The 17,896-nt window shown below is 39.7% G+C and carries 16 protein-coding genes; 5 read left to right on the top strand and 11 right to left on the bottom strand.

The features are described 5' to 3' along the window. Positions 1-357: 357 nt before the first annotated feature. The 3 genes from B5G52_RS20705 to secF all read left to right on the top strand — a co-directional run bounded on the left by B5G52_RS20705 (position 358) and on the right by secF (position 3,676). Positions 358-828, top strand: coding sequence for a hypothetical protein (locus B5G52_RS20705; RefSeq protein ID WP_087534522.1), 471 nt, complete (start codon positions 358-360; stop codon positions 826-828). A 92-nt stretch (positions 829-920) separates the two neighbouring features. Beyond that, entirely contained in the window at positions 921-2,762 is a 1,842-nt protein-coding gene (gene secD / locus B5G52_RS20700; protein WP_087534521.1) for a protein translocase subunit SecD, read from the top strand. Next, on the top strand, positions 2,759-3,676 hold the full coding sequence (secF, locus tag B5G52_RS20695) for a protein translocase subunit SecF (protein WP_087534520.1): 918 nt from the start codon (positions 2,759-2,761) through the stop codon (positions 3,674-3,676). Before secD ends, secF begins: the two co-directional genes overlap by 4 nt. A gap of 70 nt (positions 3,677-3,746) precedes the next feature. On the opposite strand, the gene ttcA is transcribed toward secF, so the two are convergent. From ttcA to ccoN, 11 genes are all read right to left on the bottom strand, one after another. Beyond that, entirely contained in the window at positions 3,747-4,655 is a 909-nt protein-coding gene (gene ttcA / locus B5G52_RS20690) for a tRNA 2-thiocytidine(32) synthetase TtcA (protein ID WP_087534519.1), read from the bottom strand. Between the two features lie 87 nt (positions 4,656-4,742). After that, positions 4,743-5,666 carry a universal stress protein UspE gene (gene uspE / locus B5G52_RS20685; protein WP_087534518.1) on the bottom strand — a complete coding sequence of 308 codons (924 nt, stop codon included), beginning with the start codon at positions 5,664-5,666 and terminating at the stop codon, positions 4,743-4,745. A 91-nt stretch (positions 5,667-5,757) separates the two neighbouring features. After that, positions 5,758-6,492, bottom strand: a complete 735-nt coding sequence (locus tag B5G52_RS20680) for an FNR family transcription factor (protein ID WP_087534517.1) — start codon at positions 6,490-6,492, stop codon at positions 5,758-5,760. 36 nt (positions 6,493-6,528) lie between these two features. Further along, on the bottom strand, positions 6,529-7,200 hold the full coding sequence (locus tag B5G52_RS20675; RefSeq protein ID WP_087534516.1) for a sulfite exporter TauE/SafE family protein: 672 nt from the start codon (positions 7,198-7,200) through the stop codon (positions 6,529-6,531). Then, entirely contained in the window at positions 7,193-7,360 is a 168-nt protein-coding gene (gene ccoS, locus B5G52_RS20670) for a cbb3-type cytochrome oxidase assembly protein CcoS (RefSeq protein WP_087534515.1), read from the bottom strand. Before ccoS ends, B5G52_RS20675 begins: the two co-directional genes overlap by 8 nt. Further along, complete coding sequence (locus tag B5G52_RS20665) at positions 7,357-9,732, bottom strand: heavy metal translocating P-type ATPase (RefSeq protein ID WP_087534514.1); 2,376 nt, start codon at positions 9,730-9,732, stop codon at positions 7,357-7,359. Before B5G52_RS20665 ends, ccoS begins: the two co-directional genes overlap by 4 nt. 9 nt (positions 9,733-9,741) lie before the next feature. Further along, positions 9,742-10,233, bottom strand: coding sequence for a FixH family protein (locus tag B5G52_RS20660; RefSeq protein ID WP_087534513.1), 492 nt, complete (start codon positions 10,231-10,233; stop codon positions 9,742-9,744). A gap of 148 nt (positions 10,234-10,381) precedes the next feature. After that, positions 10,382-11,347, bottom strand: coding sequence for a cytochrome-c oxidase, cbb3-type subunit III (ccoP, locus tag B5G52_RS20655; protein WP_087534512.1), 966 nt, complete (start codon positions 11,345-11,347; stop codon positions 10,382-10,384). After that, on the bottom strand, positions 11,344-11,529 hold the full coding sequence (locus B5G52_RS20650) for a cbb3-type cytochrome c oxidase subunit 3 (RefSeq protein WP_087534511.1): 186 nt from the start codon (positions 11,527-11,529) through the stop codon (positions 11,344-11,346). Before B5G52_RS20650 ends, ccoP begins: the two co-directional genes overlap by 4 nt. A 6-nt stretch (positions 11,530-11,535) precedes the next feature. Continuing rightward, entirely contained in the window at positions 11,536-12,210 is a 675-nt protein-coding gene (gene ccoO, locus B5G52_RS20645; RefSeq protein WP_087534510.1) for a cytochrome-c oxidase, cbb3-type subunit II, read from the bottom strand. Between the two features lie 12 nt (positions 12,211-12,222). Next, positions 12,223-13,656 (bottom strand): cytochrome-c oxidase, cbb3-type subunit I, encoded by a 1,434-nt coding sequence (gene ccoN / locus B5G52_RS20640; protein WP_087534509.1) that lies wholly within the window; start codon positions 13,654-13,656, stop codon positions 12,223-12,225. Positions 13,657-13,998: 342 nt separating this feature from the next. Between ccoN and B5G52_RS20635 the strand changes: the two genes are divergently transcribed. Together B5G52_RS20635 and B5G52_RS20630 are read left to right on the top strand one after the other, a co-directional pair. Beyond that, positions 13,999-14,421, top strand: coding sequence for a hypothetical protein (locus tag B5G52_RS20635; RefSeq protein ID WP_087534508.1), 423 nt, complete (start codon positions 13,999-14,001; stop codon positions 14,419-14,421). A 687-nt stretch (positions 14,422-15,108) separates the two neighbouring features. Beyond that, positions 15,109-17,826 (top strand): TonB-dependent receptor, encoded by a 2,718-nt coding sequence (locus tag B5G52_RS20630; RefSeq protein ID WP_087534507.1) that lies wholly within the window; start codon positions 15,109-15,111, stop codon positions 17,824-17,826. Positions 17,827-17,896 lie beyond the last annotated feature (70 nt).

The raw sequence follows: 17,896 nt of genomic DNA, 5'->3' as shown, positions 1-17,896 counted from the left end.
GCAGAAGGGCTTGCCCCGGGGATGTTTATTGCCATTAAATAGGGCCAAAGTGTTTTAATACTTTGGCTGAGATGCATCGCGTCTTGATGTTTTGTTACTTCTTGTTGGCCGGCACCGCGCATATTTTTCCTGATGAATTAATACGTTATTAAGTCTGATAGTAAAGTCGAGTATAAACTTTAATGACAGCTATACTCAAATATTTCAGCCATAGCCTTGGGTATAATAAATTCTAAACATGAGTTAAATACAGGATGAAGATGTTGCCATTGAAATTTTATATTGCGGTTTAATTAATCATTGAATTATTTCAAATTGCCCCCATATACCTGTTTACTGATATTAATAGATTATAAAATGATTCGCTTTCGGCTAATTTTTTCTGTGTTGTTATTTGTTGTTGCATTTTTTAGTGCGCAAAGCAATGCTGCGGGAGCAGATAAAGCAAATTGGGTTCAATCTATTACTGCTCATGAGTTCCTTATAGATTTGAATAGTGAGCACAGCATAAAAATACAATTATTTGATAAGGCTGAATCAGTTAAACATGTTTCTCATGAGCAAAATTCCTCTGGTTTTGAGCCAACTTACTTTCGTTTAGTTGTTAGTAATTCATCTTTATTTTTACATCAGGTTCAAGTTGAACCCAAATATGCCCCTATCTTTGAGTTTTTTACTCCAACTCTTGCTAAAGAACTGTTTTTACAACCTTTAGAGCCGCCAATTAGACAACCATGGTATACGGCTTATGAGGGGAGAAAATCGCGTTTAAGTGGTTGGAAAGACGCTAATCTGATTTATCGAGCAAGAAACACTTACCATAGTTAATTTCTACATTAATTTATAAACCTAAACCAATTAAAAAATTAATGTGCCTAATAGGCATGAACCAATGCTATGCGTTGGTTTAAAGGAAAGTTATGTTTAAAAAAAGTTCGAAAAAACCGTTGTGGCAACGGTTTAAAATTAGCTATGTGGCAATGTTTATGGCACTGATGCTATTAGCTATCAGTGCGTTACCTAATTTATACCCCGCTAAATCTTGGCTGCATATCCAAATGCAGGAGAGTCAAACAGCGGTGCAAGTCGACACCCAAAAAGATGTTATCGCGTTTCTTAATCAGCATGGTTTTCTAGTTGCGCAATCTATTGATGAGCCACAATTGAATGGCGGCTCGTTAAATATCTTATTTAACACGCCTAGTAAAAGTGCGGCAGCACAACAGGCATTAAAAGCCGAATTTACTTCACTTGAAACCAAAATTGTGACTCATCAAACAAGTCCCTCGTGGGTCCAAGGGCTTGGGCTTGCTCCTATCAAACTAGGGTTAGATTTAAATGGCGGTGTGCTCTTTGTTTTAGACGTTGATCTAGATAAAGCACAGCAAGAGCAGCTTGATAGTGCATTTGAGCAAACCAAAACCATTATTCGGGAACAAAAAGCTCGAGGAGTCAGAGTGCAAAAAAATGACGCTGGGTTTGAACTTCATGCTTTAGATAAATCCCTCACTGACTTAGAAAGCGTTAAGGATGAAGTTTTAGCACGTTTCGAGCGTTTGCAAGCAACGAGTCATAATCAAGGGAATATGACATCAATGGCATTTAGCTTTAGTGAGAGCGGAGTCAGCTCATTTACAAAAGAAGTGATGAGCCAAACACTCACAACGCTCAGAGGCCGTATTGAGGAGCTAGGCATTACAGAAGCGGTCACTCAGCGCCAAGGTAAGCAACGTATTCGCATTGAGTTGCCTGGTGTGCAAGACCCTGCAGAAGCAAAGCGTATAATTGGTGCAACAGCTTCTTTAGATTTTTATCAATTAAAAGAAGTGGGTGGTAAATCATTTAAGCATAAAGATGGCGGAACAATTAACTTAGATCCGGTGGCTATTTTTTCAGGGCAGCATATTAATAATGCTCAATCCGGACGAGATGAGTGGGGAAAGCCATTAGTTCAATTAAGTTTAGATAGCCAAGGTGGTGAGGCTATGTCTGCGTTCTCAAAACGCAATATCGGCAAACCTATGGCTACAGTCTACTCTGAGTATTACCAAAATGAGCAGGGTGAGATTGTAAAAAATAGCGAAGTCATCAATGTAGCCAATATTATTCAGCACTTGAGTAGTCGGTTTAGTATTACCAATATGCAAAGTGCACAAGCAGCACAAGACTTAGCTCTTTTGTTACGTGCAGGGTCATTAACCGCGCCAGTTACCATAGTTCAAGAACAAACCATTGGGCCAAGCTTAGGGGCTGATAACATAACCAACGGCTTAGCAGCCTTAATGCTTGGAATGGGAATTACACTCGTTTTTATGGCGCTGTGGTATCGCCGTTTAGGCTTGATTGCAAATATAGCGTTATTGCTAAACTTAACCGCACTTGTCGGTTTAATGTCGTTGCTACCAGGTGTTGTATTAACACTGCCAGGAATCGCAGGCTTAGTGCTTACAATTGGTATGGCGGTCGATACTAATGTGATTATTTTTGAGCGTATTAAGGAGGAGCGTCGTAAAGGGCGAGCGCCTTATCAAGCTATCGAACAAGGGTATAACCAAGCATTTAGCACGATTTTCGATGCCAACATAACTACCATGATCACTGCGATTATTTTATACAGCATAGGGTATGGACCTATTAAAGGGTTCGCTATTACGTTAGCGCTAGGGCTTATTACTAGTGTGTTTACAGGCGTCTATGTTTCAAAAGCATTAAGTCAATCATTGTACTTAAAACTGGCTGATAAACAAGGAGCAAGCGCATGAAAATCAATTATAATTGGTTAAAAAGTGGCTCGAAAATGCGTTTTGCAGGCTTGGTAATCTCACTCGTGTTAATATTTATTTCAACATTTGGCATTGCCAGTAAAGGGCTTAATTTTGGCCTCGATTTTACTGGGGGTTATTTAACTGAATTTACGACAAGTACGCCACTGACACTAAGTCAGTTGAGCAGTAAAATTGATGCCTCAGGGTTAGAGAATTACACTGTAACTGCGCAGTCGGCTCAGCATTTTCAACTAAGAGAAAGTGAGCAGCATAACCCTTGGTTAGATACACTTGAGCAGAACGAGGATTTTTCAGTGAATGTTTTGTCCTCTTCTTATTTAGGCTCGCAAGTAGGCGATGAATTGTTTGAGCAAGGTTGCTTAGCTTTGTTTGCGGCCATGGTTGCGGTGATGTTGTATTTAGCTATGCGGTTTGAGTGGCGTTTAGCACTGGGGGCTGTGGTTGCATTGTTACACGATATTATTATTGTGGTTGGGCTATTTGCTTGGTTACAGCTTGAATTTAATTTAACCGTGCTTGCAAGCTTACTCGCCATAATCGGTTATTCCCTTAATGATTCTATTATTGTAGGAGATAGGGTTAGGGAGCTATTACGCATTGATACTGCGCAGAACCTTGCGGTAGATAAAGTAATCAATAATGCAATTAGCAGCACATTAACGCGAACGTTAATTACCTCAGGGACGACACTTGCTACTGTCGCCAGCGTTTGGTTATTAGCTGGGGCACCACTTCAAGGGTTCTCAACTGCATTATTTACGGGGATAGTTGTAGGCACGCTATCATCAATTTGTATCGCTGCGACGCTACCTCAATTTTTAGGCTTAAGTGCTGAAAATTATAAAGTAAAGCTAGATGAGAAAAGCCAAGCACTAATGGATATGCCTTAAATAAAGTACAACAAATGCCGCGAATAACGCGGCATTTTTAATACAATTATTTAAAATAAAACGGGGGTAATTAACTTAAGTTGATAGTGACCATATCAGCAGTTTCTTGCTCATGCTCTGCGCTAGGCTGTTTAGGAATATCAGGCTTGTCTAAGGCAATATCACCACCATCTATTACATCACCGGTTTGCAAGTGGGCAAAATCAAACAATTCATTGTCCGCTAGGTGAGATGGCACCACGTTTTGCATTGCAGTAAATATGCTTTCAATGCGCCCTGGGTGCTCGGTATTCCACTTAGCAAGCATGGCTTTTGTGTGCTTACGTTGTAGGTTTTCTTGTGAGCCACATAAATTGCACGGAATGATCGGGTATGCTTGGTGTATAGCATACTGTTCAATATCAGCTTCTTTGCAGTAGGCAAGAGGACGAATAACCATGTGTTCGCCGTTATCACTCATTAATTTTGCTGGCATGCTTTTTAACTTACCGCCGTAAAACATATTTAAGAATAAGGTTTCTATCATGTCGTCACGGTGATGACCAAGTGCTATTTTAGTGGCGCCTAGCTCTTTTGCGGTGCGGTATAAAATGCCGCGGCGCAGGCGAGAGCATAATGAACAGGTTGTTTTACCTTCAGGGATTATATCGGTAACAATACTGTAGGTATCTTCTTCGACAATTTTATATTCTACGTTTTGAGTGTCTAAATACTCAGGCAACACATGCTCTGGGAATCCGGGCTGTTTTTGATCAAGGTTGACAACAAAAAGATCAAACTTAATCGGTGCAACACGCTGCAAGTGCTTCAGCATCTCTAAAAGGGTATAGCTGTCTTTTCCTCCTGATAAACACACCATGATGCGGTCGCCTTCTTCAATCATATTGAAGTCCATTACTGCTTGACCAGTTTGGCGGCGTAAGCGCTTTTGTAACTTATTGAAGTTAAATTGAGCTTTGGCTTGAACAGAATGCGACATTACGGCCCCTTGAGATACTATACGTAAAAATAAGGGGCGTATTATATGCTGAAAATGGCAATGCTCAAAACTTATTTATTGGCTAATTTATTTTGCCAATGGAGAAACATAACCATCAGGCTTTAATGCCAAAACATCGCAGTCTAAACTATCGATCACATGTTCTGCGGTATTACCAACTAATGCAGCACTTAAGCCGGTACGGCCAACAGTACCAATAACCACTAGCTCACTATTTAAACGTGCAGCTACATCAGGGATGACATCTTCAGGTAAACCTTCTTCAATCGCACAATTCTGATGAGCGATTTGGTGTTTATCGGCTAATTCATAGGTGGATTCTAGGTGATGTTTTTTCACTGACTCGTTATAAACACTTGGATTAAACTCAGGAATTTCTATAGCAATATTAACTGGTGTTGCTGGGTAGGCATTTACAAGGTTTAATTTAGCATTGGCAAGCTCACATAAAAATTGTGCGTCTTTTATAATACGATTATTTAATGCTAGATGTTGCTCGTTTTCGCTGACTGCGTTCACAGCAGCTAAAATATTTCCCTGCGCTGGCCATGCATGTTCTTTGACTAATAATACTGGGGCAGGGCATTTACGAATTAAGTGCCAATCTGTTGGTGTAAAAATGACTGATTTAAGAGTGTCGTGTTGGTGGGTACCTTTGACAACTAAATCAAAACCTTGATTAATGACGGTATCGATTATGGCTTCGTAAGTGCGATTGTGCCACACCACCTGGCTGTTAATTTCTAAATCAGAGTATTGCGCGAGTATTTCATCAAGCCAGGCTTGGCGATCTTTTACGACAGCGTTTCGCATAGCTTCGCGTTCGTCACTTGAAAGCATCGTGGTCATTTCATATGAGAAATCGTAAATACTCATAAAGGCAGTGATACTAGCGCCTGATTTTTTAGCTAAATCAATTGAGCGAGATAGACCATGCTGTGAATCAGCTGTGGGGTCAATTACGGCAAGAATTTGTTTAATGGTATTCATGAGCTGCTCCTTTAACTACTTTACATACAGTGTAACGTATTATTTGCGTAGTTAAAGGTGTAGCTAAAGAAGAGTTGTTTTAGATCAAAGTTTATTTTGTGTGTATTGCAGCAGCTTCGCGTAAACCGTCGCTATTCAAAATAGTAATGAATTTACCTTCAACTTTTATTAAGCCAGCTTTTTGAAAACGGCTAAGTAAACGGCTGATTGTTTCAACGGTAAGGCCTAAGTAATTACCGATCTCACCCCGGGTCATAGTAAATCTGAATTCTTTACGAGAAAATCCCCGTTCACCAAACCGGTTGGATAAATTATGTATAAAGCTAGCTAGGCGCTCTTCTGCTGATTTTTTATTGAGCAGTAGTAGCATTTCTTGATCGTAATTTATTTCGTTGCTCATTAAACGCATTATTTGTTGGCGCAGCTTAGGTAATTTACCAGAGAGCTCATCGAGTGTATCAAACGGAATCTCACAGACCATTGATGTCTCAAGAGCTTGGGAGAAGCTTTGATGTTGCATTTTATTTATAGCATCAAAACCGACTAAATCTCCGGCTAAGTGAAAACCAGTAATTTGTTCATCGCCTTGTTCAGATAATGTGTATGATTTAAATGAACCAGAACGCACAGCAAAGATAGCATTTAAAGGCGCGCCAGATTCAAATAAATAGTCGCCTTTATGCAAGGGTTTTTTACGCTCAATGATTTCATCAAGTTTATCCATTTCTTGGCCATTAAGGGTAAATGGTAAGCATAGTTGGCTAATGCTGCAGTCGTTACAGCTAATTGTGCAGTTGCTTTTCGCTTTATTGTGAGATAAATCCATCAGTTAAATCCATTAAAGTGCGTATTTTTAGTTAGACTAATGCACTAATTTGTCAGTTGCAATAATAAGTAAGTATAAACCGTACCATATAAGTATACTGCCCATAGCCACACGTGCCCATGGGTGATTGAGAAATTTATGTAAAACTTGTGCGCCCATTCCAATACTTAACATGGCAGGAAAAGTTCCCAGCGCAAAAAATAGCATTACTAAGGCGCCATCTATTGCTGTTTTACTAGTCATTGCCCATGTCAGTGCTGAGTAGACTAAACCACAAGGCAACCAGCCCCAAAGTGCACCGTAAGCTGCTGCTTTTGGTAATGAGTTTATTGGCATTATGAAACGATTTAGTTTAACTAAGTGTTGCCAAACAAGTGTTTTACCAAGTGATTCGAGCCACTGTAAACTTATCCCTAAACGCATAACATACAGCCCAACAAGCAACATGAACAGACCACTTAAAAATGCTAATAGCATGGCAAACCAGTGGCTTTGGCTTGCAAAATGGCTACTGATCCCAGCTACTAGCGCTCCTGCTAGCATATAGCTCGTTGCACGGCCTAAGTTATAAGCTAACGAGTAGGCAAAGGGCCGCGTTTTATCTGTTGCCAATTGTAAAGAGCTGGCAATGCCCCCGCACATAGCAATACAGTGGCCGCTACCAATTAACCCCATAATGAATGCACTAATAAAAAGAGGATTAATCATTACTTTTTTTGTGTTGCTCTTTATCGTCTTCAAACAAGATACTGTGGCCTTGTTTATTTAGATCTGAAAATTGCTCACCTCGAACAGCCCAAAAGAACACCGCTATGGCGATAATAACAAACAAGATAGCGATCGGGATCAAGATATAAATTATACTCATAACTTTAATAACCTCAGGGAGTTAGTTATAACAATGATTGAACTGGCAGACATGCCAATCACTGCCATCCACGGAGCAACTAGGCCCATTGCAGCAAGCGGTAAAATTGACCCATTATAAAGTAATGAAATGGCTAAATTTTGTTTAATAATACGGCGTGTTTTTTTCGATACACTAAGCAAGTGCGAAATAGCTGCTAAATCACTGTTAAGTAATACCACATCGGCCGTATTTTTGGAAATATCAGCGCCAGTCTCCATGGCGATAGATAAATGCGCACTGTTAAAAACAGGGCTGTCGTTTACGCCATCACCAACCATAGCGACGATTTCACCTTGAGCAGACCAAGTCTCGACATACTTTTGTTTATCTTGAGGTAAACAACCCTTCGTATAGCTATCTAAGTTTAGCTTTTTGGCTATATTTTGTCCTGCATTTGAAGCATCACCTGTCAACATATGACAGCTCAAGCCTTGATTTTTTAGTGAAGCAATTAAGCCATGGGCATTTTGTTTTACTTCATCAACAAAATAAAAGTGTGCAATGGGTTGTTCATCAATATAAAAAGTTGCTTGGGCATTGGTTTTTTTAGATTCAAACCATCCACTTTTACCAATGGCATAGCGGTGGCTTTCATCTGTACCTGTGATGCCTAACCCCGGATGCACTTTGATACCTTCAAGGTGACGGCTTTGGGGAGTAAACTGAGTAAACGCTGAAGCGATAGGGTGCTCAGAGTAACTTTCAAGTTGGGCAGCCAGCGCTAATATATCTTCTTTACTGATATTCTTTGCAAGTATATCAATCGCATCGAGACTAAAGCGTCCTTGCGTCAATGTGCCTGTTTTATCAAACGCAACGCGTGTTAACTGCGGCAAAGTCTCAAGCACATGGGCTTGTTTGATTAAAATGCCCTTGCGTGTGAGTGTCGCGACAGCGCAGGTTAACGCCGTTGGTATTGCTAAACTAAGTGCACATGGGCAAGTAGCAACGAGGACCGAGATGGTAATCCAAAATGCATGCTCGGGGTCAATTTGATACCAACCAACCGCGGTAATCGATGCAAATATTAGCAAGCATGCCACAAACCACTGAGCTACTTTATCAGTAATTTCTACAAGCTTGGGGCGTGTGGCAAGGGCGCTGTGTTGTAACTTTATAATTTGGTTTAATAAAGTGTTTTGGCCAAGCTTATTAATGCGAACTTCAATAACACCATCGTGATTCACGGTGCCTGCAAACACTTGATGTTCAATGTACTTATTAACGGGGAGGTGTTCGCCCGTCATCATTGACTCATCAACGCTCGTGGTTCCAGCTGATACAATACCATCCGCAGGAATTGTTTCACCTGCCTTTATTAGAACCCGGTCATCTAATTTAAGTTTTTTGGCTGCAATAATCTGCTCTTTACCTTGCTCATCTAATATACGGGCGGTTAAAGGTAGTAACTTTTGTAAGTTTGCGGTGAACTCACTGGCTTTAAGACGTGCTCTAAATTCTAAGTATTTACCTAATAAAAGTAAGAAGGTAAACATACAAATTGATTCAAAGTAAACCTCACCCACGGCCATAATCGTTGCATAGCAACTTGCTCCATAGGCTCCAAAAATGGCTAAGGAAACGGGTAAATCCATGTTTAACTGTTTGGCTTTAAGACCATTTATAGCATTGGTTAAAAATGGTAGGGCACTGTATAAAATGACCGGAGAAGCAAGAATTAAACTTATCCAGCGAAAATATTGTTCAAAGTTTTCTTCCATGCCAGAGAACATACCAAAGTACATAGCAAAGGCGAACATCATCACTTGCATGGTCATCAGGCCTGCGACACCTAAACGGCGAATATAGGCTTTTGCAGTTTGTTGCTTTTGACTTGCTTCAATATCGGCTTGAAAAGGGTAGGCTTTGTAGCCTATCTCTAATAATGATTTGATTATTTCGCTAAGGGGTAGTTCGTCTTTATGCCATTGGATCATCGCGCGGTTAGTCGAGGTGTTCACATCAACGCGCTTTACAGCAGGCATGTTTAATAATTGTTTTTCGATAAGCCATGCACATGCCGCACAGGTTATGCCTTCAACAGTTAATAAAACTTCACTGATTTCGTTAGTTTGTGAAATAAACTCTTCTTGAATATCAGGGTTATCGTAGCTTTCAACAAGCTTTAATTGCTCAGGTACGAGTTGTTCAACTTTACCAGCTTGCACGGTCCTGAATTTATAGTAATCCGTCATTCCTTGAGCAACAATTGTTTCGGCAACAGTTTGACAGCCAATGCAACACATAGGTTCAGGGCTACCGTCTATTACAACGCTAGCATTAAACCCAGTCGGTACACTTTCAAGGCAATGAAAGCAGTTTTTTGACATGATAACTTACTACTTATATTCCGGATTTATCGCAATACTTTGCTCATTTGGCAAAGTAATATTTTCTTTTAGCTTCCAGCTAGCGTCAATGGGCTCAATAAATACGGTGTAATTGCCTTCGCTGTAGGGCTCAATGATTGCAGTAAACTCGCCATTCGCATTGGGTGTTAAATGCGCACTAAAATCATGCTCACCAATTGTGCGATGATAAAAAGACATTTTTAACGAATGAATATTATTGGTGTCACCTTTATTAAATTTAAAGCTAACTTTGTCGTGCTCTACGGTTAAATTACCATGTAAATATAATGCTTTGGCTTTATCAAATTTACTTAATTCTAAGTTAATCGCTTTGCCTTTCTTATAGTAGTCATCAACAACCATATCTGGGCCATGTCCGATTGCAGTAATAAACAATGAAATACATCCAATAATGGCAACCACTGGGAAAAAGATTAAGAACCAAGGCCAGAAATTTTTATACCAAGGAGTAGGTTTCATAAAAACACTTAATTAGTTTGTGATAAGGACATTTTATAGGAATTGATATAAAAAGACTAAAAAAAAGCCTCCATCTGGAGGCTTTTTTGATCTTAATTAATCTATTGATATAAAAGATTAAAGTTTAAACGTTTTATTAACATTTTGCTTATTTATCTTGCGATAAACTGTAAACATAAGCAGTTAATAAGTGTACCTTGTCTTCACCTAAAATATCTTTCCAAGCAGGCATTACACCAGCGCGGCCGTTAACAAGTGTTTCTTCAACTGCACGTTGAGAACCACCATATAACCAGATGTTATCGGTTAAATCAGGAGCACCAAATGGTAAATTATGAGCAACAGAGCCTTTACCGTCAGCACCGTGGCATGCTGCACACATAGCAAACTTGGCGGCACCAGCACTCGCATCTTTTTGGTTTACAGTACGACCTGATAAGCTTAGGACATGGGCAGTCATTTCTTTAATGCCTTGTTCACCTAACGCTGCACCCCATGGTGGCATTGCTGCAATACGACCATATAAAAGTGTTTCTTTAATTTTGTCAGGTGTGCCGCCATATAACCAATCTTTATCAGTTAAATTTGGAAAACCTTGACCACCTCGTGCATCAGAACCATGACACTGTGAACAGTTTTGCGCAAATAAACGTTGACCAATCTCAAGCGCTTTTTCATCTTTAACTAATGTTTCAATATCTTGTTTAGCAAAACCTTCAAAGATTGGGCCAAAACGCTCGTCTGCAGCTTCATATTCTTTATCAAGCTTAACAAATTGGCCGTTGGCTTTGGCTTCTTCAATTGCTTTTTTAGATTCAGCTAAAGATGTTATGCCTTGGTTAGAACTGGTCCATTTACCTAGCCCTTCCCAGTTACCTAAACCAGGGTAAGCTGCTAGGTAATAAACAGACCATGCAAATGTAGCGAAGAACATGTATGTCCACCATTTTGGCAGTGGATTATTTAGTTCTTCAATGCCATCAAATTCATGGCCACAACTTTCACCTTCTTCAACGCCAGCGTAGTTTTTTAAGTTCCACACAAGCAGAGCAAACAAGATAATTAGACATGATAGGGTCAATACAATAACCCAAATACTCCAAAAGCTAGTCATTTCTCAGACCCCTTTTCCTCATTAGAGAGTGTTTTGTTGTGTTTGCTCTCATCTTCAAAGATGGCATTAGCTGCATCTTTAAAACGCGTTTTGCTACGTTTGCTATATGCCCACACAACAATCACAATAAACAATACTAAAATTACCAGAGTTAAAATGCCTCTGTATGTTCCGTAATCCATAATTAATTACTTCAAATGTGTGCCAAGCTGTTGCAAATAGGCGATAAGTGCTTGCATTTCTGTTGCACCTTTACCGTCATTCATTGCATCAACTTTAGCAATATCAGCGATTAGTTCTTCATCACTACCATAACCTAAGCCTGGGTGAGCTGGGTTTTGTGGATTGATAGCGAACGTATCACGGAAAATTTTAAGTTTTTTAAGAGTCAGGCTTGTATCAACACGATTCTCATCTAACCAAGGAAACGCTGGCATATTTGACTCAGGAACCACTGCTCGTGGATCCATTAAGTGGGCATAATGCCAATCATCTGAGTAACGCTTACCTACACGGGCAAGATCAGGACCAGTACGTTTGGAACCCCATAAAAAAGGGTGATCCCATACTGATTCGCCGGCTACAGAATAGTGACCGTAACGCTCAACTTCATCACGAAAAGGGCGAATCATTTGTGAGTGACAGTTAGAACAGCCTTCACGTACGTATATATCTCGACCTTCCATTTCAAGGGCGTTTAGCGGACGTAAGCCATCTACCGGTTTTGTTGTATCGTCTTGGAACATTAGAGGAGTGATTTCTACTAATGCACCAAAGCTGATAGCAAAAACAGTCAATATAGCCATTAGGCCGATATTCTTTTCGACTATTTCGTGTTTATTTTGTGAATTTTTATTGCTCATCATCTCACTCCATTATGCTAACTGGGCTTGCGCGTCTAATTTCAACGAATCATTTTTCGCTGTAATTGTACGGTAAACGTTATAAGCCATAACTAGCATGCCTGTTACGATGAATACACCGCCTAAGAAGCGCATAACATAGAAAGGGTGTGATGCTTGTAGTGACTGAACAAAGCTGTACATTAATGTACCGTCAGTGTTAACAGCACGCCACATTAGGCCTTGCATTACACCTGAAATCCACATAGCAACAATGTAAAGTACTACACCTACTGTATGTAACCAGAAATGGGTGTTAACAAGTTTCACACTGTACATTCGACCTTGTGAGAATAGTGCCGGAATTAGATGGTAGATAGCGCCGATAGAAATCATTGCAACCCAACCTAACGCACCAGAGTGAACGTGACCTACGGTCCAATCAGTGTAGTGAGAAAGTGCGTTTACAGATTTAATTGCCATCATAGGGCCTTCAAAGGTAGACATACCATAGAAAGATAATGAAACAACTAAGAAGCGAAGTACTGGATCAGTACGTAGCTTATGCCATGCACCTGATAGCGTCATAATACCATTGATCATACCGCCCCAAGAAGGAACGAATAAGATGATAGACATCACCATACCTAAACTTTGTGTCCAATCAGGTAGTGCAGTGTAGTGAAGATGGTGAGGACCAGCCCAAATATAAAGAGACACTAATGCCCAAAAGTGAACTACAGATAATCGGTACGAATAGACAGGGCGACCAGCTTGCTTTGGTACAAAGTAATACATCATACCCAAGAAGCCAGCAGTTAATAAGAAACCTACAGCATTATGACCATACCACCACTGTACCATTGCATCTACAGCACCTGCGTAGATTGAATAGGATTTAGTGAGTGATACAGGTACCGCCATGCTGTTTACAATGTGTAATACTGCAACAGTGATAATAAAACCAGCATAAAACCAGTTAGCAACATAGATATGCGATACTTTACGTTTAGCAATAGTACCCATAAATACCACTGCATACGTTACCCATACAATCGCGATTAAAATATCGATAGGCCACTCTAGCTCTGCATACTCTTTAGAGCTTGTAATACCTAGTGGGAGTGTAATTACTGCCAATACGATAACTAATTGCCAACCCCAAAAAGTAAAGGCTGCTAATTTGTCCGAAAGAAGGCGCGTTTGACAAGTACGTTGAACAACATAATAAGATGTTGCGAAAAGTGCACTTGTACCAAATGCGAAAATAACTGCGTTCGTATGTAACGGACGAAGTCGAGAGTATGTTAACCATGGTGTATCAAAGTTAAGTGCTGGCCAAGCTAATTGGGCAGCAATCAGAACCCCAATACTCATGCCAACGATGCCCCAAATCACTGTCATAATAGCGAATTGGCGTACAACTTTATAATTGTACTCAGTTTGTGATGCTACTGTTTGGCTCATTTTCTGGCTTCCGCTGCAATATATGCGTTTAGAAATGAATTACCCACTTAATAAAAAGCGGGGCCTACTATTACTCCACAAGTGTGTTATCTAAAACGACCAATACTTGACTGCTTCAGAAAACAAACTCGAGAAACCCTATTTTTTGCGGGGGAAATGATAAAATTTTTGACCTAAAAAAGATAGGTCAATTGCATAAAATTATGACATCAATCAATTTTTATCATGTAGTTGACTATTTTTTGTTACACTTTTTGAAATTAACCTGCTTTTTAACTCATCGTCGTTGTGTTTATAGTGTGCGCTAATTAGTATTTGCTTTTTATATAATAGGTAGCACACATGACTTTTAGCCAGGTAATTCTTTTTTTGTCGATAATACTCTGTTTGACTGCATGTAATCCCCAAGCGATTAGTATAGAAGAGCAGCCCGTTGCTGCAAGTTGCCAACCAAATGAACCATGTGATTATTCTAATACAACAAAAATTTGGTTACCTGTAACAGACCTAACACCGGAAACAGCTTTTAAAATCAATTTGTCTATTCCCGAAGGTAGTGCAATTATTTCTGCCAAATTGGAGGGCGTGACTATGTATATGGGTTACATCCCTGTTACTTTCGAGGCTATTGATGATATTTATCAAGCTACTACTATGGTCGGTATTTGTTCTGAAAAAAACATGAAATGGAAATTACGGCTACAACTGCAAGACTTAGAGGGCCATACACAGCACATAACTTATTTTTTCATTGTTAGGTATTAGCGATAACTTTGCCTGGGTTATCATTTATCGCTTTTACTACACCCTAAGCATTAAAATATTATTTTCATATAGCGTGAGAACCATTTATAAACCAAGTGGCTGATCTCTGCACTATTTAAGGTTCCAATTTTAGGTTGCGTTAGTTCCAAACAATCTTCCTGCTTCTTTAATATATAAAATAGACTCTCAGCTTCTTGCATATTTTTACCTCTATTTCGCAATAAACGGTAATGAATATAGCCATACCTAGTGTTATATGCCACTCATAGTTTGTAATTTCGATTATTTACGCATTCTTACAGAATAATTATGGTTAGTTTTTAGCAGCGAGTTTTACGGTTTCTATAAAACAGTGTGATCAATATGTGAAAATTTCTGTTTTGGGTATATTTGGCGTTCAATTACATCAAATTACAAAGTCCAGCCATTTGATTTCATTCGTGTTTTTAATGTGATTTGATGTTCTTATTATACTGATTTTTATATGTTTTATAGTATTAACACTGAAACATCAATTAACGTTTGTTTCTTCTGTAGTTCCTAATAAAAACAGTGGCTTGTATTGTGTTCTCTCATTCAGTTTTCATTCAGTTAACTCAGCCTAAGTTGCCCGCCGTTGACTCGTCATTCTAACAAAAACGAGCACTACCTGAATTAAGGTACTTTTTCCAACAAGTAGGGTTTCACATGAAAAAATCAATTCTTGGTTTAGCTGTTATTTCAGCAATTCCTATGTTCTCAACAAGTGTTATAGCTGCAGACGAAGCAGCACAATCTATTGAAAAAATCCAAGTAACGGGTTCTCGTATTAAGCGTTCAGACATGGAAAACGCAAGCCCAGTTACATTAATTGGTGCAGACGACATTAAAGCAATGGGTGCAACAAGCATCGATGGCGTATTACAAAAAATGACTGCCACTGGCGGTGCGATGACTAACCCAGGTATCAATAATGGTTCTGGCGGTAATGCGTCAATTGATTTACGTGGTTTAGGCTCTAATCGGACATTAGTGCTTGTAAATGGCCGCCGTATGATTGCATCGGGCACTGGTGCTGCGTCAACTGTTGACCTTAATACCATCCCTGTATCAATGATTAAATCTGTAGAAGTCCTAAAAGATGGTGCATCTGCTGTCTACGGCACTGATGCTGTAGCAGGTGTTGTAAATATCATCTTAAAAGATGATTTTGAAGGCCTTGATATGAATGTAAATGCTGCTATCACCGGTGAAGGCGACGCATCAGAAAATTCTATCGATTTTACTGTTGGCACGTCTTTCGATAAAGGTAACATCGTAATCGGTATGCAATATACTGACCGTGGTAAGGCAAAACAGTCTGATCGTGACTTCTCAAGCTGTCCAATTGCTGAAGATGCAAATGGCCTAAACTGTAATGGCGGTTCTGTTTACTCTGAAGGCGGTCACATTTGGCAAGACAGCCTTATTGGTGATATAAATGCCGACGGTCAAATAGTTGATGCTGATGGTAATCCAATTACATCAGGTCTTGCTATTGGTGATAATGGCTTAAGTGGTCAAGGTGGTCTTCACCCATTTACTGATTCAGATCGTTATAACTTTGCCCCAGCTAGCTACCTTTACACGCCAATGGAGCGTTTAAACCTAACAGGTATCGCTACATATGAATTAAATGATGATACTAATCTTTTTACTGAATTTACTTACACTAAACGTTGGTCAGAGCAGCAAATGGCTGCACAACCAGTATGGTTTGGTTTTGAATACAATGAAGCGATGGGTGACTCTTTATTAGGGCAAACATATAACAGTAAAGTTGACCGTGACGGTAATGGTATTGCAGATCGTGACTCAAATGGCGACTACATTACTGAAAGCGCAAACTATGCATATGGTGATGATATTTTCTATGGCCGTCGTATGTCTGATACAGGTGCTCGTTATTTTGAACAATCTGTTGATACGGTTCGTGCTGTAATTGGTGCTGAAGGTTTTGTCGGTGATTATTCTTGGGATGTGTCAGCTAACTTCGGTCGTAACGATTCAGTGGATAAACTAAGCAACCTTCATAATATGGGCGCTATTCAAGATCAAATCACTGAAGGTACATTCAACCCGTTAGATCAAGCTGCGTGGACATCAGAAGACTTCCGTAAAAATGTTTATACTGAAGTAAATAATGGTGGTAGCCAATTATTTATTTTAGCAGCCTCTGTATCTGGTGAAATGTTTGAGCTTCCTGCGGGCTATGCTGCATTTGCAGCCGGTGTTGAACGTCGTCAAGAAAAAGCATGGTACACGCCTGATTCATTGACTGCACAAGGTTTAGCGAACGATCCTCCAGTTGAACCTACATCAGGTGGTTTTGATGTAAATGAAGCATATGTAGAATTTGCAATTCCATTACTAGCTGATGCACCATTTGCTCAAAACGTCGAATTAAGCGCTGCAATTCGTGCGTTTGATTACAGCACATTTGGTTCTGATGAAACGTGGAAACTTGGTTTAACTTGGAAAGCTAATGATGAACTAATGTTCCGTAGCGTTGTTTCAACAGCATTCCGTGCTCCAACTGTTTCAGAGCTATACTCTGGTAATTCACCTTCGTTTGAGAATGTTACATACCCAGGTGCTCAAAGCCAAGCAGAAGTAACTGTAGGTGGTAATGATCAATTAACACCTGAAGAAGCAGATACGCTAACTGCTGGTATCGTATATGAGCCAGAGTGGTTTGAAGGCTTCTCAATGACATTAGATTACTATGACATTGAAATTGAAAATGCAATTGTGACAGTTGATAGTCAATACATTGTAGATCAATGTGTAAATAACGCTGCAAATGCTGGCACGGCTTTATGTCAATCTGCATCTGCAACAATTGATAGTACTGGACGTATTATTTTCAATAACCAATTACAAAACATTGGTTCAGAGAAAACATCAGGTTATGATTTAAACCTTGCGTATAGTTTTGAAGCCGCAGGTTTAAATTGGAAAGCTGGACTTGATACAACGTATCTTGATGAATATGTTACACAAGTTACGGGCGAACCAACTGACTACACAGGTGTCATCACATCAGGTTCAGGTGGTTATGCTGAAGTTAAGTCGAACTTTACACTGAATGTTGCTGGTGATAATTGGGATGCGCAGTACCAGGCTCGATATATCTCAGGTATGGATAGCTTTGCATGTATTGATGATCCTGCAAGCTGTTACGCACCTACTACGCCGTCAGTTATTTACCATGACATTAGTGGCTCATATTTAGTTAACGAGACTGTATCTTTATCAGCTGGTGTTAATAACTTGTTTGACAAGCAGCCTCCTTACTACACAGGTAACAACGATTCAAATACAGACCCGTACACATACGATGTACTTGGCCGTCGTTTCTTTGCTGGTGTTAACGTTAAGTTCTAATCAGTAAAAATATTTGATTCTTCTTAAGGCCTAGTTTACTAGTAATGCCAGTCAGTTAAGCTGACTGGCG

It is taken from the genome of Pseudoalteromonas sp. A601 (assembly GCF_002165575.1).
Taxonomy (GTDB): domain Bacteria; phylum Pseudomonadota; class Gammaproteobacteria; order Enterobacterales; family Alteromonadaceae; genus Pseudoalteromonas.
This window is presented reverse-complemented; position numbering and strand designations above follow the sequence as displayed.

Bases quoted from the DNA above. Each gene is read 5' to 3' on its own strand.
- B5G52_RS20705 (WP_087534522.1), top strand. From the start codon at position 358: ATGATTCGCTTTCGGCTAATTTTTTCTGTGTTGTTATTTGTTGTTGCA.
- secD (WP_087534521.1), top strand. From the start codon at position 921: ATGTTTAAAAAAAGTTCGAAAAAACCGTTGTGGCAACGGTTTAAAATT.
- secF (WP_087534520.1), top strand. From the start codon at position 2,759: ATGAAAATCAATTATAATTGGTTAAAAAGTGGCTCGAAAATGCGTTTT.
- ttcA (WP_087534519.1), bottom strand. From the start codon at position 4,655: ATGTCGCATTCTGTTCAAGCCAAAGCTCAATTTAACTTCAATAAGTTA.
- uspE (WP_087534518.1), bottom strand. From the start codon at position 5,666: ATGAATACCATTAAACAAATTCTTGCCGTAATTGACCCCACAGCTGAT.
- B5G52_RS20680 (WP_087534517.1), bottom strand. From the start codon at position 6,492: ATGGATTTATCTCACAATAAAGCGAAAAGCAACTGCACAATTAGCTGT.
- B5G52_RS20675 (WP_087534516.1), bottom strand. From the start codon at position 7,200: ATGATTAATCCTCTTTTTATTAGTGCATTCATTATGGGGTTAATTGGT.
- ccoS (WP_087534515.1), bottom strand. From the start codon at position 7,360: ATGAGTATAATTTATATCTTGATCCCGATCGCTATCTTGTTTGTTATT.
- B5G52_RS20665 (WP_087534514.1), bottom strand. From the start codon at position 9,732: ATGTCAAAAAACTGCTTTCATTGCCTTGAAAGTGTACCGACTGGGTTT.
- B5G52_RS20660 (WP_087534513.1), bottom strand. From the start codon at position 10,233: ATGAAACCTACTCCTTGGTATAAAAATTTCTGGCCTTGGTTCTTAATC.
- ccoP (WP_087534512.1), bottom strand. From the start codon at position 11,347: ATGACTAGCTTTTGGAGTATTTGGGTTATTGTATTGACCCTATCATGT.
- B5G52_RS20650 (WP_087534511.1), bottom strand. From the start codon at position 11,529: ATGGATTACGGAACATACAGAGGCATTTTAACTCTGGTAATTTTAGTA.
- ccoO (WP_087534510.1), bottom strand. From the start codon at position 12,210: ATGAGCAATAAAAATTCACAAAATAAACACGAAATAGTCGAAAAGAAT.
- ccoN (WP_087534509.1), bottom strand. From the start codon at position 13,656: ATGAGCCAAACAGTAGCATCACAAACTGAGTACAATTATAAAGTTGTA.
- B5G52_RS20635 (WP_087534508.1), top strand. From the start codon at position 13,999: ATGACTTTTAGCCAGGTAATTCTTTTTTTGTCGATAATACTCTGTTTG.
- B5G52_RS20630 (WP_087534507.1), top strand. From the start codon at position 15,109: ATGAAAAAATCAATTCTTGGTTTAGCTGTTATTTCAGCAATTCCTATG.